Origin of the sequence: Microbacterium sp. zg-Y625 (genome assembly GCF_030246925.1) — a bacterium.
GTDB classification, from domain to species: Bacteria; Actinomycetota; Actinomycetes; order Actinomycetales; family Microbacteriaceae; genus Microbacterium; species Microbacterium jiangjiandongii.
Genome location: NZ_CP126740.1, coordinates 401,757 through 424,095 on the forward strand (window position 1 = coordinate 401,757; position 22,339 = coordinate 424,095).

Below are 22,339 nucleotides of genomic sequence, written 5' to 3' on the forward strand. Positions count from 1 at the left end.
GGCCGCCCTGCGGCCACCCGATCACCGAAAACTTTCTGAGACACAGGAGAACTAGTGCTCGACGCAACATCTTTCGATGAGCTTCGGATCGGTCTTGCCACCGCCGACGACATCCGCCGTTGGTCCTTCGGCGAGGTCAAGAAGCCCGAAACCATCAACTACCGCACGCTGAAGCCGGAGAAGGACGGCCTCTTCGGCGAGCAGATCTTCGGTCCCTCCCGGGACTGGGAGTGCGCCTGCGGCAAGTACAAGCGGGTCCGCTTCAAGGGCATCGTCTGCGAGCGCTGCGGCGTGGAGGTCACCAAGAGCTCCGTCCGTCGCGAGCGCATGGGCCACATCGAGCTCGCCGCGCCCGTGACCCACATCTGGTACTTCAAGGGCGTTCCCTCGCGCCTCGGGTACCTGCTGGACATGGCGCCGAAGGACCTTGAGAAGGTCATCTACTTCGCCGCCTACATGGTCATCTCGGTCGACGAGGAGGCGCGTCACCGCGACCTGCCGACGCACGAGTCGAACCTGCGCCTGGAGATGAAGAACCTCGGCGACCGCCGCGACTCCCGGGTCGCCGCGCGCCTCGCGAAGCTGGAAGAGGAGCTCGCCGCCCTGGAGGCGGAGGGCGCCAAGGCCGACCAGAAGAAGAAGGTCAAGGATGCCGCCGAGAAGGAGATGGCATCCATCCGCAAGAACTTCGACGAGCAGATCTCGAAGCTCGAGCGGGTCTGGGAGGAGTTCCGCACCCTGGAGGTCGGAAACCTGAAGCAGGAAGACGACGTCTTCTACGAGCTGCAGGACCGCTTCGGCCAGTACTTCGAGGCCCACATGGGCGCCGAGTCCATCAAGCGCCGCCTGGAGGACTTCGACCTGGCCGCCGAGGCCGAGAACCTGCACCTGCAGATCTCGGAGGGCAAGGGTCAGCGCAAGATCCGCGCGATCAAGCGCCTGAAGGTCGTCAACTCCTTCCTGTCGACGGGCATGAGCCCGGCCGCCATGGTGCTGGACGTCGTCCCGGTGATCCCGCCGGAGCTGCGCCCCATGGTGCAGCTGGACGGTGGCCGCTTCGCGACCAGCGACCTGAACGACCTGTACCGCCGCGTGATCAACCGCAACAACCGCCTCCGTCGCCTGATCGATCTCGGTGCCCCCGACATCATCGTCAACAACGAGAAGCGCATGCTGCAGGAGGCCGTCGACGCGCTGTTCGACAACGGCCGCCGCGGTCGTCCCGTCACCGGCACCGGCAACCGTGCGCTGAAGTCGCTGTCCGACATGCTCAAGGGCAAGCAGGGCCGGTTCCGTCAGAACCTGCTCGGCAAGCGCGTGGACTACTCGGGCCGTTCGGTCATCATCGTCGGACCGCAGCTCAAGCTGCACCAGTGCGGCCTGCCCAAGCAGATGGCGCTGGAGCTGTTCAAGCCGTTCGTCATCAAGCGCCTGATCGACCTGGGTCACTCCCAGAACATCAAGGCCGCCAAGCGCGCCGTCGAGCGTACGCGTCCCGAGGTCTGGGACGTGCTCGAGGAGATCATCCGCGAGCGCCCCGTGCTGCTGAACCGTGCGCCGACGCTTCACCGCCTCGGCATCCAGGCGTTCGAGCCGCAGCTCGTCGAGGGCAAGGCCATCCAGCTCCACCCGCTGGTGTGTGCCGCGTTCAACGCCGACTTCGACGGTGACCAGATGGCCGTGCACCTGCCGCTGTCGGTCGAGGCCCAGGCCGAGGCCCGCATCCTGATGCTGGCGTCGAACAACATCCTGAAGCCGTCCGACGGCCGTCCGGTGACCCTGCCCTCGCAGGACATGATCATCGGCCTCCACCACCTGACCACGGTCAAGGAGGGCGCCACCGGCGAGGGTCGCGTGTTCGGCTCCGTCGGCGAGGCGATCCTGGCCAAGGACGAGGGCACCCTCGACCTGCAGGCCAAGGTGCGCATCCGCATCCGCGGGCTGTCGTTCCTCGAGGGCGAAGCGCCCGACGGCTACGAGCGTCACGGTCTCGTGGACGCCTCGCTCGGCCAGGCGATCTTCAACGACACCCTTCCCAAGGGCTACCCGTTCGTTCGCGAGCAGGCTGACAAGGGCAAGCTGTCGCAGATCGTCAACAAGCTGGCCGAGGAGTACCCCAAGGTCGAGGTCGCAGCGTCGCTGGACCGCATCAAGGATGCCGGCTTCTACTGGGCCACCCGTTCCGGTGTCACCGTCGCGCTCAGCGACATCCTGACCCCGCCGAACAAGGCCGAGATCGTCGCCGGCTACGAGAAGCAGGCCGCGAAGGTCACCGCGCAGTTCGAGAAGGGCCTCACCACCGACGCCGAGCGTCGTCAGGAGCTCATCAAGATCTGGACCGAGGCCACCGACGAGGTGCAGAAGGCGATGCGGGACAACTTCCCGGCCGACAACACCATCAACCGCATGGTCAGCTCGGGCGCCCGTGGTAACTGGCTGCAGATCCGTAACATCGCGGGTATGCGAGGCCTGGTGAACAACCCCAAGGGTGAGATCATCCCGCGTCCGATCATCTCCTCGTACCGCGAGGGCCTGTCGGTGGCGGAGTACTTCATCGCCACCCACGGTGCCCGTAAGGGTCTGGCCGACACCGCCCTGCGTACCGCCGACTCGGGTTACCTGACCCGACGCCTGGTGGACGTCTCGCAGGACGTCATCATCCGTGAGGAGGACTGCGGCACGAACAAGGGCCTGGAGTTCACCATCGCGGCTCCCGGTGCCGACGGTGCGCTGCGCCGCGACGAGAACGTGGAGAACTCCGTGTTCGCCCGCACCCTCGCCGCCGACGTGGTCGACGCCCAGGGCACGGTCGTCGCCTCTGCCGGTGACGACGTGGGCGATGTGCTCATCGACAAGCTGGTCGAGGCCGGTGTCGAGACCATCAAGGTCCGCTCGGTGCTCACCTGTGACTCGGCTGTCGGCGTCTGCGCGAACTGCTACGGCCGTTCGCTGGCCACCGGCAAGATCGTCGACATCGGCGAGGCGGTCGGCATCATCGCCGCCCAGTCGATCGGTGAGCCCGGCACGCAGCTGACGATGCGTACGTTCCACACCGGTGGTTCGGCCTCGGCCGACGACATCACGCAGGGTCTGCCCCGCGTGCAGGAGCTGTTCGAGGCGCGCACCCCGAAGGGCGCATCGCCGATCGCAGAGTCCGCCGGACGCATCACGATCGACGAGACGGACAAGGCCAAGAAGGTCATCCTGACGCCCGACAACGGCGACGAGCCGCACGTCTACCCCGTGCTCAAGCGCGCGACGCTGCTGGTCGAGGACGGCCAGCACGTCACGGTCGGTCAGCCCCTGCAGGTCGGCACGCTCGACCCCAAGGAGGTCATGCGCGTCATGGGTGCCCGCGAGGTGCAGAAGTACCTCGTCAACGGCGTGCAGGGCGTCTACCGCTCGCAGGGTGTGCCGATCCACGACAAGCACATCGAGGTCATCGTGCGCCAGATGCTGCGCAAGGTGACGGTCGTCGACCACGGTGAGACGACGCTGCTTCCGGGTGAGCTGGTGGACTTCAAGCGCTACCAGAACATGAACCGCGAAGCGGTGGCCGAGGGCAAGCGTCCCGCATCGGGTCGCCCCGAGCTGATGGGTATCACGAAGGCGTCGCTCGCGACCGAATCGTGGCTGTCGGCCGCCTCGTTCCAGGAGACCACCCGCGTGCTCACGCAGGCGGCGATGGAGGGTCGCAGCGACCCCCTGGTCGGTCTCAAGGAGAACGTCATCATCGGAAAGCTCATCCCCGCCGGAACGGGACTTGCGAAGTACCGCAACGTCGCCGTCGAGGCGACGGAAGAGGCCAAGAGCGAGCGGTACCCCAACCGCATCTTCGCCTCGGACGGCACGTACAGCGATGCCGACCTGAGCTACGTCGATTTCGACAGCTTCTCGACGGACGACTTCACGCCCGGCACCTACAACTGATGCGTGCGGGGCCGCTCCGGCGGCCCCGCACCCGCAGTGACACGAAGCGCCCCCGGTCACCCGGGGGCGCTTCGTCGTGCGCGCGCCGTGGCGCCGGGCCCCCGCCGCCCACTACCGTGGGGCGCAGAGGTGAGCGATGTCCCGGATCGGTGAGCGCAGTCCCTGGCTGGCGTGGACGTTCGGCATCCTGAGCGTCGGGGTGGTGGCGGCCCTCGTGTGGCTCGCGTGGCCGATGTTCCCGGTCGTCGTGGGTGCCGCCGGGGACACCCTGCGCGGGTCGGCCGCGGATCCCGGCGGCGACGCCGATCCGATGGACGGGCCCGTCGACTGCCGCCGGCTGTACTCCGACGCCCTCTGGGCGGGTCTGTCGTGGGAGCCGGGGTCCGAGCTCCACGAGGACCGGTCCGCCCCGGCCGTCGCGGCCGTCGAGCTCGTGGAGGCGCTCGCTCCGCAGGTGCGCTTCACGTGCACCTGGACCTCCGAGACGGGCACCATCGTCACCACGCTCGCCGACACCGCCGAGGATGCCGGGGCGCTCGCCCAGTCGATGCTGCCCGGTCTCGGATACGGCTGCGGCCCGGTGGCCGGGGAGCGGCTGCGCTGCACCCGGGCCGAGGGCGAGGTCTTCGAGACCCTGGAGCTCGACGCTGGCCGGTGGCTGTCGACGGTCGAGACCGCGTGGCATCCCGAGCGCTACGCCTCCCGCGTGGCCGAGGCGGTCTGGCACGGCTGAGCGCATCGCGGCACGAGTACGACACACGACGGCACGCCTGCGCCGCCCCGGGCGGTGTGCGCGTTAGCCTCGGCACTGCGGTGGCACGTGCCCCCGCAGGAGGAGTGCATCCCATGACCGACCCGAAGTACGGCGAGCCGGTGGAGGAACCCACCTCGGTGGACGACGTCGTCGGACGCGCCCACGAGGGTCTGGCCGAGGCCGAAGCCGCCGGCCGCGATGCCACCGCCGAGGGCTACCCCACCGACCCCGCGTCGGCGCCGTCCGCGTCGTCGGCCGCCTCCGTGGCGGAGCCCACCGAAGCACCCACCACCCGCGACCCGCTGTCGCCCGACTACGAGCCCAGCGACGACGACTATGCCGCCGCCGGCTACGACCCGGCAGAGCCGGTGGTCCCGGTGCGCGACATGACCGACGCGCAGCCGGCCAGCTCCTCGGGCTATGCCGCCGCCACCAGCCCCGTCTACGACGTCTCCGAGGGCGCCTCGACCGAGCGTGTCGCGACCTACGACGCGCCGGCGGCCACCTCCGGCTCTGCCGCGACCGACGCGTACGAGCCGCCCGCCGCCGTGCCGTACGACTCGCCCGTCCTCACCCGCAGCGAGCCGACCGGTGGCTCCGCCGCCCCGTCCGCCCCGCAGCCGATCTTCGTGCAGGCCCCCGAGGCGCCGCGCCTCCGTGGCAACCGCGGCGCGGCGGGCGCCATCGGCCTCGTCGCCGCCGTCGCCTTCGCCGTGCTGTATCTCGCCGCGTGGCTCGGCTTCGGTGCGATCGAGGGTGAGGTCACGAGCGAGAACCTCGTGGACGTGACCCTGGCCACCCTCGCCACCTGGGCGTTCTGGGTGCCCGTTGTGGTGTTCTTCCTCGCGTTCTGGCTGCTGGGCGCCGTCATCAACCGCGGTCGCTGGGGTCACTGGGTGATCTTCGGCCTGCTGGTGGGTGTCGCCTCGTACGGCGGACACCTGCTGGGGCAGCTCTTCCAGGCACCGTTCTGGCTGCTGTCTCCGAGCCAGGCCGGTCAGCTGGTCGATGAGCAGCTGCTGGTGCCGCTGGCGGCCACCGCCTTCATCCTGGGCCGGGAGCTGACCATCTGGTTCGGCGCCTGGGTCGCCGCGCGCGGCCGCCGGGTCACCGAGCTGAACGCCGAGGCGCAGCGCGAGTACGAGCGCACGCTCGAAGCCGGTCCGCAGCTCTACCGCCCCTGATGCCCGAGCGCGAAGGGATGCCGCCGGCGACGGCCATCGTCTTCGCGCTGGTCGGGTACTTCGCACTCCTCGTCTGCGGGCTGGGGGTGACGAGCCTCGTCACCGATCGCAACGTGCTCGTCGCCCCGGGCGCCGGGGTCATCCCCGGCGTCGTGGGGGCGACCGTCTCGGTCGCGGCGGTCGCGCTCGTGCTGGCCCTTCTGCTGCGGGTGCCCCGTCCGTCGTACGGCGGCGCTGCGCTGCTGACGGCCCTGATGGCCTTCCTCGGCTACGTCGTGGGTCTCGTCGTCGGTGTCGTTATCGCCGGTGTCGACGCGGGGATCCTCGCGGCGCTGACGGGGAGCTTCGTGCTGTCGTGGTTCGCCGTGGTGGTCGCCGCCGTCGGAGCGGTGACGGGCTGGGTCGCCGTCGCGCTGGTGCGCACGCGGGCCGAACGGCCCCGCTGGCCCTGGGAGAACGACGAGGACGAGTGATCGCCGCGCAGATCCGCAGCAGGGTCGCGGCGGGGCGCACCGTGCGTCGCGGGCCGCGGCAGGCGAGAATGTGACAGTGGAGCGCTCGCTCGAGACGCAGGTCAGCCAGGCCGTCGATGCCTGGCTGCGCTGGCTGCCGCGCTGGGAGCCGGCCACGCACCGCGGCCGCATCGCCCCGTGCCGGCGGTGCTTCGGCTCGCCCGTGCTCTCGGCCGCGGGTCTGGGCTCCGACGTCCCGCACGGTGTGCAGCACGGGCTCTCCACGCGGATCAAGACCATCGTCGACCACGCCGTCGCCGAGTACACCTCGCAGAACCTGCCGATGCTGCAGGCCGAGCTCGACCACCAGGCGGCCCGCAACCGCGCGCGCAGCTACCGCCCCGCCGAGAACCTGGAGCCCGAGTTCGAAGGGCTGCCGCTGGATCCCGAGCCCGTCCCCGGCGCCCCGTTCCTGTTCACCATCGCCGGCATGGCGGAGGAGGCCGAGGCGAACGTGCCCGAGCTGCCTCCTCTCAGTCCCGAGGCCAAGGCGGCGCTCCGGCAGGAGGTGGGCCTGGCCGACGACTACGCCAACATGATCGGCCGGGAGATCTGCGCCGTGCTGCTGCGCCACCGCCTGCGCATCCAGGCGGGTGTGGCGCAGTACGTCGAACCCCAGATCGCCGCGATGCTCGATGAACTGACCCGCTCGCTCGACGCACCCTTCGGCCCGGAGCTGGGCGGCGCGGAGCCATCGTGACGAACCCGCGTCACGACGGGGCTGTCGCGGGCTCTAGGGTGGAGGCATCGTGCGTCGCGGGGCTTTCCGCGCGGCTTGTCTGGGAGGAGGCGTGGGCGCGGCGTCGCGTCCGAGATCATCGTGTCCGATAGCTTCTCGACCGCCCCCCTCGTGCTCGTGCTGCTGCTCGGGGTGATCCCCATCGTCGCCGTGTACGTGTGGACCGCCCTGGCGCTGTCGGCCGTGTTCGGCAAGATCGGCCAGGAGACCTGGCGGGCCTGGGTCCCGATCGTCAACCAGGTGACGCTGCTCATGGTCGCCGGCATGTCCGGGTGGCTGTTCCTGCTCGTGCTGATCCCGGGAGTGGGTGTGGTGGCGTTCTGGGTCGCCACCGTCATCGCCGTGCATCGCATCAACCGGGCCTTCGGGCTCGGCGGCGGGATGACGGTGCTCGCTGCGGTGCTGTTCCCGGTCTGGGCGAGCGTCGTCGGGTTCGGCGTCGCGCGTTGGCGCAAGACGGATGCCGTGAGCGCACCGGCCTACGCCCGTACCGGCCGCCACGACGACGCCGTCTCCGCCGGATCGGGCGCTGCCGACGATGCCCGTGCGCGGCCCGCCGTCGCGGTGCCGGTCGCCCTGCCGGCGGCCGCCGTCGCCGGTGACGAGCCGTCGGTGCCGTCGGTGCCGGACGCGCCGTCGGCGCCGGACGCGCCGTCGGGCGAGCAGGCGTCAGCAGTGCAGGAAGCGGGCCCCGCGGTCGCGGCGCCCTCGGCATGGGCGCCGCCGCCGACGCGGGTGCCGACCGCCCCCGTCACGCGGGTCGCCGTGGCAGCGGTCGCTCTCGACGCCGCGGCGTCCGACCCGGCTGCGGACGCCGCCCCCGCACGACGAGTGCCCGATGCGCCGTCGTCCGATCCGGTTCCCTGGGCGCCTGCCCCCGCACCCGCTCCCTCAGCGGATCCCGCCGCCCCCGCCCCCACGTCGTTCGACCAGCGGTGGGCGAGTGGGTTCGACGAGGTGTCTGCGATCTCCCAGCCGCCCGAGGGCCAGCCCGTGCCAGCCCGCCCCGTGGCGACGGGCCTGCCCGCTCTGGTCGACGACGGCGCGACCGGTCCCGAGCGCTCGCGCACCGGTGACACCGCGCCGCCGCATGTCGCCGAGAAGCCGGCCCCCGTGGCCGCACCGGCCGCCCGGGCACGGCTGCGCACCGCCCCCGTCGACATCGACCCCGCGCTGCGCGTCACGCGCGCGCCCGCCGCACCCCGGCGGGACGCCGCCCTGCCGGGGCCGGAGTTCCCGCTCGACACCGCCGACGAGGTCTCGGCGGTCGCCGGCGCCCCGGTGGCCGGCGCACCCCGCGCGGCGCGGGGCGACGTGACGCGTGCCGGGGAGCCCGAGGACTTCGTCGACCAGACCGTGATCGCCCGCCGCCGTCGCGTGGTCTGGGCGCTGCAGCCGGCATCGGGACCGGCGATCGACCTCACCGCCGACGTCGTCATCCTCGGGCGCCAGCCGGCGTCCGACCCCGATCACCGCGGTGCCCAGCTGGTCGCCGTCCCCGACGACACCCGCACGGTCTCCAAGACCCACGCGCGGCTCGAGCTGCGCGGCGATCGCTGGAGCATCAGCGACCTCGGCTCGACGAACGGCGTCATGCTGCCGACGCTCATGGGCACCGAGGTCGAGGCGGAGCCCGGAGCGGAGCTCGCGCCGGGGGAGCGGTTCCTGCTCGGTGACGCCGCCTACCGGCTCGTGCGCACCGACGGGTGACGGCCGTTTGACCGCTTGGCCCCGCGCGCGTATCATGGAGCGGGTGTGCGCATTGCGCGCTCTGTGTCGTGCCGTGGTACGGGACGGGCACGGAACGCGCCGCACCTGAGGGACCGGTCTGCGAACAGGCCACCCCCACGGCATATCCACTCACAAACGCTCGGCCGACTCGCGCCGCGCCGGTGGATCTGTGGTGAAACCACGACGCTGTCACCGTGCAGCATTACAAGGAGAGAACGTGCCAACCATTCAGCAGTTGGTTCGCAAGGGTCGCTCGCCGAAGGTCGTCAAGACCAAGGCTCCCGCCCTGAAGTCGAACCCGCAGCAGGCCGGGGTCTGCACCCGCGTCTACACGACCACGCCCAAGAAGCCGAACTCGGCGATGCGCAAGGTCGCCCGTGTCAAGCTCCGCAACGGCACCGAGGTCACCGCCTACATCCCCGGTGAGGGCCACAACCTGCAGGAGCACTCGCTGGTGCTCGTGCGCGGCGGTCGTGTGAAGGACCTTCCGGGTGTCCGTTACAAGATCGTCCGTGGCGCCCTGGACACCCAGGCCGTGAAGAACCGCAAGCAGGCCCGCAGCCGCTACGGCGCGAAGAAGGGTTGAGTTAGATGCCTCGTAAGGGACCCGCCCCGAAGCGCCCGGTCGTCAACGACCCGGTCTACGGCGCACCGATCGTCAGCCAGCTCGTCAACAAGATCCTCGTCGATGGCAAGAAGTCCATCGCCGAGTCGATCGTGTACACCGCCCTGCGCGGTGTCGAGGCCAAGAACGGCCAGGACGCCGTCGCCACCCTCAAGAAGGCGCTCGACAACGTGCGCCCCACCCTCGAGGTCAAGAGCCGCCGCGTCGGTGGCTCGACCTACCAGGTGCCGGTCGAGGTCAAGCCTCACCGCGCCAACACGCTGGCGCTGCGTTGGCTCGTCAGCTACGCGAAGGGTCGTCGTGAGAAGACGATGACCGAGCGCCTCCAGAACGAGATCCTGGATGCCTCGAACGGCCTGGGTGCCGCGGTCAAGCGCCGTGAGGACACCCACAAGATGGCCGAGTCGAACCGCGCCTTCGCCCACTACCGCTGGTAAACCTCCGTCGACGGTCCGGGGGTCGGATGAAGATCCGGCCCCTGGGCCCGTCGGTGGGGCCAGCACCCCGCGACATCCGCAACGAAACGTAAGGACACCCCGTGGCACAAGACGTGCTCACCGACCTCAACAAGGTCCGCAACATCGGCATCATGGCCCACATCGATGCCGGCAAGACGACGACGACCGAGCGCATCCTCTTCTACACGGGCGTCAACCACAAGCTCGGCGAGACGCACGACGGCGCGTCGACCACCGACTGGATGGAGCAGGAGAAGGAGCGCGGCATCACGATCACGTCTGCCGCCGTGACCTGCTTCTGGAACAAGAACCAGATCAACATCATCGACACCCCCGGCCACGTCGACTTCACGGTCGAGGTCGAGCGTTCGCTGCGCGTGCTCGACGGTGCCGTCGCCGTCTTCGACGGCAAGGAGGGCGTCGAGCCCCAGTCCGAGACCGTCTGGCGTCAGGCCGACAAGTACGACGTCCCCCGCATCTGCTTCGTCAACAAGATGGACAAGCTGGGTGCTGACTTCTACTTCACCGTCGACACCATCATCAAGCGCCTGGGCGCCAAGCCCCTCGTGCTGCAGCTGCCGATCGGTGCGGAGAACGACTTCGTCGGCGTCATCGACCTCGTCGAGATGCGTGCTCTGGTGTGGCCCGGCGACTCCAAGGGTGACGTCACCATGGGCGCCAAGTACGAGGTGCAGGAGATTCCCGCCGACCTCGCCGACCGTGCCGCCGAGTACCGCGAGAAGCTGCTCGAGACCGTCGCCGAGACCGACGAGGTCCTGCTGGAGAAGTACTTCGGCGGCGAGGAGCTCACGCTCGCCGAGATCAAGGGTGCGATCCGCAAGCTCACCGTCAACGGTGACCTGTACCCCGTGCTCTGCGGCTCGGCGTTCAAGAACCGCGGCGTGCAGCCGATGCTCGACGCGGTCGTGGACTACCTCCCCTCGCCCCTGGACGTGCCCGCCATCGAGGCGCACGACCCCAAGGACGAAGAGAAGATCATCGAGCGCCACCCCGACGCCAACGACCCGTTCGCCGCGCTGGCGTTCAAGGTCGCGGTTCACCCCTTCTTCGGTCGCCTGACCTACATCCGCGTGTACTCCGGTCACCTGGACTCGGGCGCTCAGGTGGTCAACTCCACCAAGGGCAAGAAGGAGCGCATCGGCAAGATCTTCCAGATGCACGCCAACAAGGAGAACCCGGTCGACTCGGTCACCGCGGGCAACATCTACGCCGTCATCGGCCTCAAGGACACCACCACCGGTGACACCCTGGCCGACCCGGCGCAGCCCGTCGTGCTGGAGTCGATGACGTTCCCCGAGCCCGTCATCGAGGTCGCGATCGAGCCGAAGACCAAGGCCGACCAGGAGAAGCTGGGTCTCGCGATCCAGAAGCTGGCCGAAGAGGACCCGACCTTCCGCACCGAGCTGAACCCCGAGACGGGCCAGACGGTCATCAAGGGCATGGGCGAGCTGCACCTGGACATCCTGGTGGACCGCATGAAGCGCGAGTTCCGCGTCGAGGCGAACGTCGGCAAGCCGCAGGTGGCGTACCGCGAGACGATCCGCAAGGCCGTCGAGCGTCACGACTACACCCACAAGAAGCAGACCGGTGGCTCGGGTCAGTTCGCGAAGATCCAGTTCGCGATCGAGCCGCTCGAGGTCACGGCCGACAAGACGTACGAGTTCGAGAACAAGGTCACCGGTGGCCGCATCCCGCGCGAGTACATCGAGCCGACCAACCAGGGCTTCCAGGACGCCATGAACGTCGGCGTGCTCGCCGGCTACCCCATCGTGGGTGTCAAGGCGACCCTGCTCGACGGCGCGTCGCACGACGTCGACTCCTCGGAGATGGCGTTCAAGATCGCCGGCTCCATGGGCTTCAAGGAGGCGCTGCGCAAGGCGAACCCCGTCATCCTCGAGCCGCTCATGAGCGTCGAGGTGCGTACGCCCGAGGAGTACATGGGCGACGTCATCGGCGACCTGAACTCGCGTCGCGGCCAGATCCAGTCGATGGAGGATGCCGCAGGCGTCAAGGTCGTGCGGGCGCTCGTTCCGCTGTCCGAGATGTTCGGCTACATCGGCGACCTGCGCTCGAAGACTTCGGGCCGTGCCGTCTACTCGATGGAATTCGACAGCTACGCCGAGGTTCCTCGCGCGGTGGCCGACGAGATCGTCCAGAAGAACAAGGGCGAATAACCCTGGGGGCCGGGAGCTCGCCTCACCTTCGCGGTGAGCTCCCGGCATCCACCCAACTGAATATCCACCCGTCTACTAGACTGAACAAATCCCCGTAGCGCCCCGGTCGCAATCCAGCGCCCGTTGCACTACACGACTGTCCTGAGGAGGACCCAGTGGCTAAGGCCAAGTTCGAGCGGACCAAGCCGCACGTCAACATCGGAACCATCGGTCACGTTGACCACGGCAAGACCACGCTGACCGCGGCGATCTCCAAGGTGCTCGCCGACAAGTACCCGTCGGCCACCAACGTGCAGCGCGACTTCGCGTCGATCGACTCGGCCCCCGAGGAGCGTCAGCGCGGCATCACGATCAACATCTCGCACGTCGAGTACGAGACCCCCAAGCGCCACTACGCGCACGTCGACGCGCCCGGTCACGCCGACTACATCAAGAACATGATCACCGGTGCCGCTCAGATGGACGGCGCGATCCTCGTGGTCGCGGCGACCGACGGCCCGATGGCCCAGACGCGTGAGCACGTGCTGCTCGCCAAGCAGGTCGGCGTGCCGTACCTGCTGGTCGCGCTGAACAAGTCGGACATGGTCGACGACGAGGAGATCCTGGAGCTCGTCGAGCTCGAGGTGCGCGAGCTTCTCTCCTCGCAGGACTTCGATGGCGACAACGCCCCCGTCGTTCGCGTCTCGGGCCTGAAGGCTCTCGAGGGCGACGAGAAGTGGGTGCAGTCGATCGTCGAGCTCATGGAGGCCGTCGACGAGTCCATCCCCGACCCGGTGCGTGACAAGGACAAGCCGTTCCTCATGCCCGTCGAGGACGTCTTCACCATCACCGGCCGTGGCACGGTCGTCACGGGTCGCGCCGAGCGCGGCACGCTGGCCATCAACTCCGAGGTCGAGATCGTGGGTCTGCGCCCGACGCAGAAGACGATCGTCACCGGTATCGAGATGTTCCACAAGCAGCTCGACGAGGCCTGGGCCGGCGAGAACTGTGGTCTGCTCCTGCGTGGCACCAAGCGTGACGACGTCGAGCGTGGCCAGGTCATCGTGAAGCCGGGTTCGGTCACGCCGCACACCGACTTCGAGGGCACCGCGTACATCCTCTCCAAGGAGGAGGGTGGCCGTCACAACCCCTTCTACACGAACTACCGCCCGCAGTTCTACTTCCGCACCACGGACGTCACCGGCGTCATCTCGCTGCCCGAGGGCACCGAGATGGTCATGCCCGGCGACACCACCGACATGACGGTCGAGCTGATCCAGCCGATCGCCATGGAAGAGGGCCTCGGCTTCGCGATCCGTGAGGGTGGCCGCACCGTCGGCGCCGGCACGGTGACCAAGATCATCAAGTAACTCTTCCGAGTTCCTTCACGAAACCCCCCGGAGCGATCCGGGGGGTTTCGTGCGTCCGGGGGCGGGGACATGATGAACGCGAGCGGACCGTCCGCGCACCGACAGGGGGAACCCATGGGCATCGACGACGTGGTGAACAAGAGCAAGGAATTCCTCGAGCAGAACAAGGAGAAGATCGAGCAGGCGCTGCGCTCGGACAAGGCCGAGCACGTCAGCGACAGTGTGATCAACGCGGCGGCGGAGTTCGTCAAGAAGATCACGCCCGAGTCGGCCCACGCCAAGGTCGACAGCGTGCGGGAGAAGGTGGACGGCGCCGTGGGCGGCGGCAACGCGGGCGGCGCCAGCGAGGGCGGCAGCGGTGCCGAAGCGGCCTCCTCGGCCGACGCGGCTGCGAAGGACGCGCAGAGCCCCGCCCCCGCCGCGGACAAGCCGGCCACAGACAAGCCCGCCGCCGACGACAATCCCACGGCGGACGCGCCGGGGGCAGCAGGCATCGCCTGACGACCACTCACCCGGACGGGGATGCCGCGGCGATGCGGCATCCCCGTTCTCGTCGGCCGCCCTCGGGGGATCCTCCCGGGGGCGTCGTCGTGCGCAGCCACGATCAACTAGGGGCCTTGACGGTCTCAAAGGCGGTTTGTAGCTTGTGCATGAGCTCGTGCTGCAGGCGGTCCTGGGGGGCCACATGTCGCAGAGGAACACGTGTCTTGGGAGTCCGCTTCGGGGCTGCCCGTACGTCGACGAGAGCGACGAGGGTCTGGGATGAGCGGTATTCGGCGTGTCCGGAATCAGCAGCGGGCAGAACGACGGGCGCTGTGGCAGCGACCTGCGGGGCGGAGCGCGCGCGTCACGCTGACCGCGCTGCTGATCGCCACCTTGGCCTTCGCGAACGCGCCCGCGGGCGCAGCGGTGGCCGCGGTCGTGCCCCCGACCCCGCCGACGCCGACGGAGTCGCCCGCGCCCGAACAGCCGACTCCCGCACCACCCACGCCGGAGGCACCTGCCCCGCAGGCCCCCGCTCCCACCCCCGAACAGCCCGCCCCGGAGCAGCCCGCTCCCGAGCCCGAGCCCGAGGCGCCCGCGCCGGCCGAGCCCGGGACCACCGACCCGCCGGCCACGGAATCGCCGGCCGCTCCCGAAGAGGCGGATCCGCTCGCGGAGGAACCCGGGATCGTCACACCGCTGGCGGCCGTCAGCGACTGTGCGGGGGGCAACTCCGTCTGCGGCACCCTCAACATCGTCAACGTCGTCGAAGGCGGCTCGGCGACGCCCGCCGACTGGGCGCTGCGCGCCAACATCGTCGGCTCCGCCGACTGGTACGACTTCACCAGCGGGCAGACGCGCCGTGTCGCCAAGCCCGGCTCGTACACGCTCGAGGCCATCGGAACCCCCGGCGTCACCGACGACTACACCACCACGCTCAGCTGCTTCCTCAACGACACCAGCGGAGGCACCCGCCTGCAGTTCACCGAGGCCGAGGCGCTGGTGCAGTACATCGGCACGGCGAACCAATCGCTCGTCGCCTCGTGCACCTTCACGCACACCTCCACCGCGCCGGGCACGCTCGTGCTGAGCAAGGGCGGCGAGCGCACCGGCGCTCAGACCGTCGCGCCGCTGGCGGGCGCGACGTTCTCTGTCTACAGCGGCGGGACGGAGACCGAGCCGGACACCGACCCGGCCAACCTCGTGGGCACCTGCGAGACGGGCGCGGACGGGCTCTGCGAGGTGAGCGTGCCCTCCGGTGCCCAGTACTGGGTCGTCGAGACGGCGGCACCTGAGGGTTATCGGATCATCGACAGCTTCGACGTCGGCACTTCGGCGTCGGCCACCCAGCAGCCGTACCGGCTGAGAACCGCCGTGATCCCCGCAGGAGAGACGGTGACCTATCCGCAGCAGGCCGGCGGCAACACCAACCTGCAGGCGCGGGGCAGCCAATGGGCCAACGCCGCGATCAACCCGACGCTGGCACAGACCTGCGGGCTGCGCGTGGGGCTGCTCGTGGACCTCTCCAACTCCCTGGCGAGCTCCCAGCAGGACCTGCGTGACGCGGCGGCGGGGTTCGTCGACACCCTGGAGGGGACTCCGTCCTCGATCGGCATCTGGACCTTCGCCGGCGGCGCGCCGGCCGTGGGCGCCGCGAACACCACCCTGCCGCTCACGCCGGTGTCGACCGCCGCGGGGGCTGCCACGGTGCGCGCCAAGGCGAACGCTCTGACCGTCGTCAATACCGGGGGGTGGGAGCAGGGAACGAACTGGGACCAGGGGCTCTGGCAGGTCGCCGGGGCCAGCACGGCCGACACGCTCGACGTGCTGCTCGTGCTCACCGACGGCAGCCCCACCTATTACAGCGCGCCCGGAACCGGCACCGGCGGTGCGCCGTCCGGTCCGGGCAACCGCACCCGCTTCGTCGAGATGGAGAATGCGGTCGCCTCTGCCAACGCGCTCAAGATCGAACGCGGCACCAGCGTGGTCGGCGTGGGCATCGGACCGGCGTCGGCCGGCGAGGAGCAGAACCTGCAGGCGATCTCAGGACCCACCGTCGGGCAGGACTACTTCCTGGTCGACGGGTACGAGGATCTGCGGGCGTTCCTCGAGGAGAGGGCGCTGGGCGAGTGCGCCGGCACCGTCAACGTCACCAAGCTCGTGATTCCCGCAGAAGGCGACATCTCCGACGCCGTCCCGACTCCGGGATGGACCTTCGATGCGACCACCGAGGCCGAGGGTGTCACCGTCGACCCGGCATCCGCTGAGACCAACGAAACCGGCGCTGTCAGCTTCGCCGCCAACGGCATCGCCGCCGGCGGCACCGCGGACGTCACCGTCACCGAGACCCAGCAGGCGGGATTCGAACTCGTCCAGCAGGACGGCGCCAACGCCGCCTGTACGGACAACGCAGGCACAGCTGTGCCCGTCACCAACGCCGGCGAGCTGGGGTTCACGACCGCCGCACTGCAGGGCGGCATCGTCACGTGCACCGTGTACAACCGGGCGCCGGATCCCACGGTGTCGCTGCGTGTGGACAAGGCGTGGGTCGTCGACGGCGTGCCCTATGAGGACGGCACGCAGCCGGTCGGAAACGCCGACCTGACCCTCGACGGCCAGCCGCGCACCTTCGGCACCACCTACCCGCAGTACACCGTCGGCGACACCGTCGTCATCGGCGAGGAGGTGAGTGGCCTGCCCTCAGGCTGCACCAACGTCTCCAGCGGCGCCGGCGATCACGTCATCACCGCCGACGACCCGAACGTGGTGACCGTGACGAACACCGTCACGTGCGTCACGTCGCTCACGCTGGTGAAGTCCATCGAGAACGGCGACGCGACCGTCGAGGGCTTCACGCTCACCGCATCGCCGATCGGCGGCACCGGCCTCGATGGCCCGTCGGGCGTGAGCGGGACGACCGCGCCGGTGACCCCGGGCGTGCGGTACCTGCTCGCCGAGACCGGGCCGGCCACGTACGTGCAGACCGTCGAGGAGGGGGCCACGCTGATCGAGGGGGCCACCGGCAGCTGGGACTGCGTCGTGGAGGGCGGCGGTGACTACGACGGCGCGGACGGCGGTGTCACCGTGTCGCTCGGGCAGGAAGTCACCTGCACGGCGACGAACCAGACCGCCACGATGGTGCTGCTCAAGCAGGTGATCAACGACGAGGGGGGAACTCTCACCGCCGACGCCTGGGACCTCACCGCCGACCCCGGTGAGGGCGTGTCCGGCCTGACGCCGACGACCGTCACCGGCGCCCCGAGCGCGACCGCGGACAACGCCTTCGCCGTCAGGCCCGGCCAGAGCTACACGCTCTCCGAAGCCGGCGGCGGCCCCGGGTACCGCCAGTTCGCACTGGAGCAGCTGGTGGCGGGGGCGTGGGTCACGGTGGACCCAACGGTGACCGTGCCGGCGCTCGGCACGAACACCTACCGCTTCGTCAACGTCGACGTCGCTCCGACGCTCACCCTCGTCAAGACGGTGACCAACGACGACGGCGGAACCGCCGCCGCCACCGACTGGACGCTGTCGGCGACCAGTCCGGGTGAGCCCGAGGTCACCGGCGTCACCGGCACGGAGGCGGTGACCGCGGCGCCCGTCTTCGGCGGCGTCCCGTACACCCTCGCCGAGACGGGTCCCGAGGGCTACACGTGGGAGTCGCTCACGTGCGACAACGGGGCGGCCGTGTCGCCGTCGAGCCCGACGCTGACCCTCGAGGTGGGCGAGGCCGTCACCTGCACGTTCGTCAACGACGACGTCGCCCCCACCCTCACGCTGGTCAAGGAGGTCACGAACGCCCAGGGCGGGACGGCCGTGGCGACGGACTGGACGCTGTCGGCGACCACCCCCGGGGGGCCGGACCTCACGGGCGTCTCGGGAGCCGCTGCCGTCACCGGCGTCACCGTCCCGGCGGGCGCGACCTACACGCTCGCCGAGAGCGGTGGGCCCACCGGCTACGACTGGGTCGCGCTCTCGTGCGACAACGGCGCCGAGATCTCTCCGGAGAGCCCGACGCTGACCCTCGGTCTCGCTGAGGACGTCACGTGCACCTTCAGCAACACCGACCTCGCCGGCAGTCTCACCCTGGTCAAGGAGATCGTCAACGACGACGGGGGCACGGCCGCGCCGGAAGACTGGAATCAGCGCCTCACCGCGCAGCCCGCCACCGGCGAGACCCTGGTCTTCGACCACAGCGAGACGATCGGCGTGCCGGGCGGAACGTATACCCTCGCCGAGACCGACCAGCTCGCGGGCTACGAGTTGACCGGCCTGTCCTGCACCACGGGCCAGACCTCCCTGACCTCGCCGACGGTCACCGTACCCAACGGCGAGAACGTCACCTGCACCTTCGTCAACGACGACATCGCGCCCACGCTCACCCTCGTCAAGACCGTCGCCAACGACGACGGTGGCACCGCGGCCGCGACCGACTGGACGCTGTCGGCGACGACCCCGGGCGGACCGGACCTGTCGGGTGCGACCGGCGCCGCGGCGGTCACCGCGGTCACCGTCCCCGCCAACAGCGAGTACACGCTCGCCGAGACCGGACCGGACGGCTACGACTGGTCCTCGCTCTCGTGCGACAACGGGGCCGATGCCTCGGTGGCCGACCCGACGTTGACCCTGGCGCTGGACGAGGACGTCACCTGCACGTTCGTCAACGACGACGTGCCGGGAACGCTCACGCTCCTCAAGCAGGTCGTGAACGACGACGGCGGCACCGCCGTGCCGACCGACTGGAACCAGGCCCTGGTTTCCCAGCCCACCGACGGCGCGGCCATCGCCTTCGACCACGATGTGTCCCAGCAGGTGGCAGCCGGCGAGTACACGCTCGCCGAGACGGGCGGACCGGACGGCTATGAGCCGACGGACCTGGGCTGCAGCTCCGGGTCGGCGACGCCGGAATCGCCCACCGTGACCGTCGCCAACGGCGACGCCGTGATCTGCACGTTCACCAACGACGATGTCGCACCCACGCTGACGCTGGTGAAGACCGTCACCAACGCCAACGGTGGCACTGCGGAGCCCACCGAGTGGACGCTCGCGGCGAGCACCCCCGGCGGGCCCGCACTCAGCGGCGTCACCGGCACGCCCGCCGTCACCGCCGTCGCGGTCCCGGCCGGCGCGGAGTACACCCTCGCCGAATCCGGCGGCCCGGACGGCTATGAGTGGACATCGCTCGTCTGCGACAACGGGGCGACCACGTCCCCGGAGGAGCCGACGCTCACCCTGGGCCTGGCCGAGGACGTCACCTGCACGTTCGGCAACACCGACGTGCCCGGCTCCCTCACCCTGGTCAAGGACGTCGACAACACGCTGGGAGGCAGCGCCGTACCGTCCGACTGGGACCAGCGGCTCACCGCGGAGCACGCCACCGGCGAGGTGATCGCCTTCGACCACGCCCAGACCCAGGCCGTGCCTGCCGGCAGCTACACGTTGAACGAGATCGACCAGATCGAGGACTACGCGTGGACCGCGCTGTCCTGCGACACCGGCGGAGTGACCCTCGACTCGCCTGTGGTCACGATCGCCAACGGTCAGGCCGTCACGTGCACGTTCACCAACGCGGCGATCGCCCCGACGCTCACGCTCGTGAAGAACGTCGACAACCTGGACGGGGTCGGCACGGCCACGCCCGAGCTGTGGACCCTCAACGCCGTCGCGGGCGAGAGCGACCCCCTGCTGTCGGGCGAAGGCACCCGCACCGGGACGACCACCGCCGCGGTGTCCGGGCAGGTCGCCGCCGACGTCGACTACGCACTGTCGGAGACGTTCGGGCCATCCGGATACACCGCCGGTGACTGGGCCTGCGTCGAGACCGACGGCGGTGCCGCCTACCCGCTCGTCTCGGCCGGAGTCGTGCGACTCAGCCTCGGCGTCGACGTCACCTGCGAGATCGTCAACACGGCGATCCGGGCGGAGGGGACGATCGACAAGCAGGTGACGGACGGTTCGCCGGTGCAGAACGCCGACGGCACGTGGACCATCTCCTACGACATCGTGGTCACGAACAACTCCGATACCTCGACGTTCATCTACAGCCTCGCCGACGCGCTGCAGTACGGCGAAGGGATCACGCCGACAGCGGCCAGCTGGACCGGCCCCGACGGCACCTCGGGCGAGTTCACGCTGCCGGCCGGGACCGCCACCCTTGCCACCGACGTCTCGCTGCCGACCAGCGGTGACCCGGGGGCGCGCGCGACCCACACCTACACGGTGACAGTGACAGCCACGATCGCCGACGGCACCCAGGACGGCGACGCCTGGCGGTGCGACACCGCGCCCGGCGTGCCCACGGCGGGCGGATTCCTCAACTCCGCGACGCTGTCGGCCACCGGCGAGGACGACCAGACCGTGTTCGGCTGCGGCGAGCCGGCGTTCCCGACCCTGGTGAAGACCGGCGTCGACCCCGCCACGCAGAACCCCGACGCCTCGTGGAACGTGTCGTACACGCTGACGCTGAGCAACCCGGGTGCGGTGGCGGTGCAGGCAGCGCTGACCGATACGCTCCCGAGCGTCCCCGGCGGCTGGGAGCTCGACGGCGACGTGTGGACCATCGCCGCCGTCGGCGAGGCGCCGGCCCCGACGACCGCGACCGCGGCGCCGGGCGAGACCGCGGAGGTGTTCACCGGAGAGCTGCAGCCTGCGGCATCCCTGGAGTACACCGTCAACGGCGTGCTGCGCCCGACCGTCGAAGTGACGGACCCGGGGGAGTGCGCGACGGGCGGCGGAATCGTGAACACCGCCGGCGTCACCTCGGGCGAGATCGTGGTGGATGCCGAAGGCTGCGTCACGGTGAGGACCGCCGGGGTGACCGTCGACAAGAGCGACGGGGCCGCGCAGCAGCTGCCCGACGGCCAGTGGCAGATCGACTACGTCGTGACCGTCACCAACACCAGCGACACCGTCGCGACGGTCTACACCCTCACCGACACCCCCGACCTGGGCGAGGGCATCGTCCTGGTCTCCGGGGAGTGGGTGGGCACCGCCCCGGCGGAGAACAGCCCGCTTGCCGCGGGAGGGAGCGCCGAGTACACCTTCCGGGTCGTGGCATCCATCGACCCCGACGCCGAGGACCCGTCGTTGACGTGCGAACCCGGCGAGGGCGGAGCCTTCTTCAACGGCGTCACGGTCGTCTTCCCCGGCGGCACGGACCAGGACGACGGCTGCGCCGAGCCGGGCGGCCCCACGGTCACCAAGACCGCCCAGGCTCCCACCCCGCTCGGCGCAGGCATCTGGATCGTCTCCTACGCGGTTGAGGTGTCGAACACCAGCGGTGTGACGGTCGCGTACACGCTGGAGGATCGTCCCGAGCCGCTCAGCGGCGGGATCGCCCTCGTGACGCCGTGGACCGTGACCGGTCCGACGGTCGAGCCGGCCGGTGCAGGCACCGCAGCGCTCGCCGCCGACTGGGACGGCGCGCAGCAGCCGACGGCTGCGACGGGCCTGCTTCCCGACGGGGCGACCCACACCTACACCGTGAGCGGTCAGGTGAGCGTCGTGAGTGCCGATCCCGATGCGCTCATCTGCGGCGAGACGCCCGAGCAAGGCGGCGTCTGGAACACCGCGAGGGTGGACAACGGCGCATTCGAGTCGTCGGACGAGGACTGCAGCGAACTGGTCGTCGTGCCGGTGCAGCTGGAGAAGTCCGACGGCACGGTGAGTGATCTGGGCGATGGGCGGTGGCGCATCGACTACGTCGTGACCGTCACGAACCCGGGGCTGCAGCCGACGACCTACACCCTCGCCGACGCACCGGAGTTCGACGCGGCGTTCACCATCATCGCGCAGGGCTGGGTCGGGTCCCCGAACGTCGCCGACGTGCAGATCCCGGCGGGCGGTGTGGACACCTACACCTACCGGGTGGATGCCGCTTCGGTCGCTGACCCGCTGCCCTCCAGCGCGCTGGTGTGCACCGAGGACGGCGGCGGATTCTTCAACACCGCCATCGCGACGCACCCCGGCGGGGTGGTCTCCGACAGCGGCTGTGCGGTGCCGGTCCTCCGTCCCGCACCGGCACCCGGACCCGGACTCGCCGGGACCGGCGGCACCCTCCCTGTTGCCGCCACCTGGCTGGGTGGGACGGCGCTGATCAGTGGCATCCTGTTGCTGATGCTCCTTCGCCGCAGACGCCACGAGGCCTGACCTGTCGGGCGGGTTCGCCGACACGCCCGAGTTTGCGACACGCCCGGGCGACGCGTACACTAGTGAAGTTCCACATTCCGGTGGTCGCTCTGCGTGCCCCGGATCACTGTCACGGCAGTGCATAGGCGGCGCGATACGCGCAGGGTCCTAGGCCGCGGGCAGCAGAACACCACATCCCACAAACCCGACCCGCTCCGGCGGGTCGCATTCCATGCGCACGGGGGAGTGAGGAGC

The 22,339-nt window shown here is 70.0% G+C and carries 12 protein-coding genes; all 12 read left to right on the plus strand.

Translation table 11 applies throughout. The annotated features are described in order from the left end of the window. Positions 1-54 precede the first annotated feature (54 nt). The 12 genes from QNO14_RS01775 (at position 55) to QNO14_RS01830 (ending at position 22,105) form a co-directional block, all read left to right on the plus strand. Positions 55-3,930 (plus strand): DNA-directed RNA polymerase subunit beta', encoded by a 3,876-nt coding sequence (locus QNO14_RS01775; RefSeq protein ID WP_257506853.1) that lies wholly within the window; start codon positions 55-57, stop codon positions 3,928-3,930. 136 nt (positions 3,931-4,066) lie between these two features. Continuing rightward, positions 4,067-4,663: a hypothetical protein gene (locus QNO14_RS01780; RefSeq protein WP_257506852.1), complete on the plus strand. Its 597-nt coding sequence runs from the start codon at positions 4,067-4,069 to the stop codon at positions 4,661-4,663. A 113-nt stretch (positions 4,664-4,776) separates the two neighbouring features. Then, complete coding sequence (locus QNO14_RS01785) at positions 4,777-5,868, plus strand: MFS transporter (RefSeq protein WP_257506851.1); 1,092 nt, start codon at positions 4,777-4,779, stop codon at positions 5,866-5,868. Further along, positions 5,868-6,341, plus strand: a complete 474-nt coding sequence (locus QNO14_RS01790; RefSeq protein WP_257506850.1) for a DUF6121 family protein — start codon at positions 5,868-5,870, stop codon at positions 6,339-6,341. The genes QNO14_RS01785 and QNO14_RS01790 overlap by 1 nt, the downstream gene beginning before the upstream one ends. 76 nt (positions 6,342-6,417) lie before the next feature. Beyond that, positions 6,418-7,080: a spermidine/putrescine ABC transporter substrate-binding protein gene (locus QNO14_RS01795; RefSeq protein ID WP_257495788.1), complete on the plus strand. Its 663-nt coding sequence runs from the start codon at positions 6,418-6,420 to the stop codon at positions 7,078-7,080. 120 nt (positions 7,081-7,200) lie between these two features. After that, positions 7,201-8,829: a DUF5684 domain-containing protein gene (locus QNO14_RS01800; protein ID WP_257506849.1), complete on the plus strand. Its 1,629-nt coding sequence runs from the start codon at positions 7,201-7,203 to the stop codon at positions 8,827-8,829. A gap of 238 nt (positions 8,830-9,067) precedes the next feature. Then, positions 9,068-9,436: a 30S ribosomal protein S12 gene (gene rpsL / locus QNO14_RS01805; RefSeq protein WP_257495790.1), complete on the plus strand. Its 369-nt coding sequence runs from the start codon at positions 9,068-9,070 to the stop codon at positions 9,434-9,436. 5 nt (positions 9,437-9,441) lie between these two features. Beyond that, complete coding sequence (gene rpsG, locus QNO14_RS01810; protein ID WP_257495791.1) at positions 9,442-9,912, plus strand: 30S ribosomal protein S7; 471 nt, start codon at positions 9,442-9,444, stop codon at positions 9,910-9,912. A 101-nt stretch (positions 9,913-10,013) separates the two neighbouring features. After that, positions 10,014-12,128 carry an elongation factor G gene (gene fusA, locus QNO14_RS01815; RefSeq protein ID WP_257495792.1) on the plus strand — a complete coding sequence of 705 codons (2,115 nt, stop codon included), beginning with the start codon at positions 10,014-10,016 and terminating at the stop codon, positions 12,126-12,128. Between the two features lie 155 nt (positions 12,129-12,283). Continuing rightward, the gene (gene tuf, locus QNO14_RS01820; protein ID WP_257495793.1) at positions 12,284-13,477 is read left to right on the plus strand and encodes an elongation factor Tu; all 1,194 of its coding nucleotides are present in this window, start codon (positions 12,284-12,286) and stop codon (positions 13,475-13,477) included. Between the two features lie 114 nt (positions 13,478-13,591). After that, positions 13,592-13,978, plus strand: a complete 387-nt coding sequence (locus QNO14_RS01825) for an Rv0909 family putative TA system antitoxin (protein ID WP_257506848.1) — start codon at positions 13,592-13,594, stop codon at positions 13,976-13,978. A gap of 261 nt (positions 13,979-14,239) precedes the next feature. After that, positions 14,240-22,105 carry a prealbumin-like fold domain-containing protein gene (locus tag QNO14_RS01830; RefSeq protein ID WP_257506847.1) on the plus strand — a complete coding sequence of 2,622 codons (7,866 nt, stop codon included), beginning with the start codon at positions 14,240-14,242 and terminating at the stop codon, positions 22,103-22,105. The last annotated feature ends 234 nt before the right edge of the window (positions 22,106-22,339 follow it).

What these genes read in the sequence shown, in the direction of transcription:
- QNO14_RS01780 (WP_257506852.1), top strand. Translation starts at nt 4,067, where the DNA reads ATGTCCCGGATCGGTGAGCGCAGTCCCTGGCTGGCGTGGACGTTCGGC.
- QNO14_RS01785 (WP_257506851.1), top strand. Translation starts at nt 4,777, where the DNA reads ATGACCGACCCGAAGTACGGCGAGCCGGTGGAGGAACCCACCTCGGTG.
- QNO14_RS01790 (WP_257506850.1), top strand. Translation starts at nt 5,868, where the DNA reads ATGCCCGAGCGCGAAGGGATGCCGCCGGCGACGGCCATCGTCTTCGCG.
- rpsG (WP_257495791.1), top strand. Translation starts at nt 9,442, where the DNA reads ATGCCTCGTAAGGGACCCGCCCCGAAGCGCCCGGTCGTCAACGACCCG.
- QNO14_RS01825 (WP_257506848.1), top strand. Translation starts at nt 13,592, where the DNA reads ATGGGCATCGACGACGTGGTGAACAAGAGCAAGGAATTCCTCGAGCAG.
- QNO14_RS01830 (WP_257506847.1), top strand. Translation starts at nt 14,240, where the DNA reads ATGAGCGGTATTCGGCGTGTCCGGAATCAGCAGCGGGCAGAACGACGG.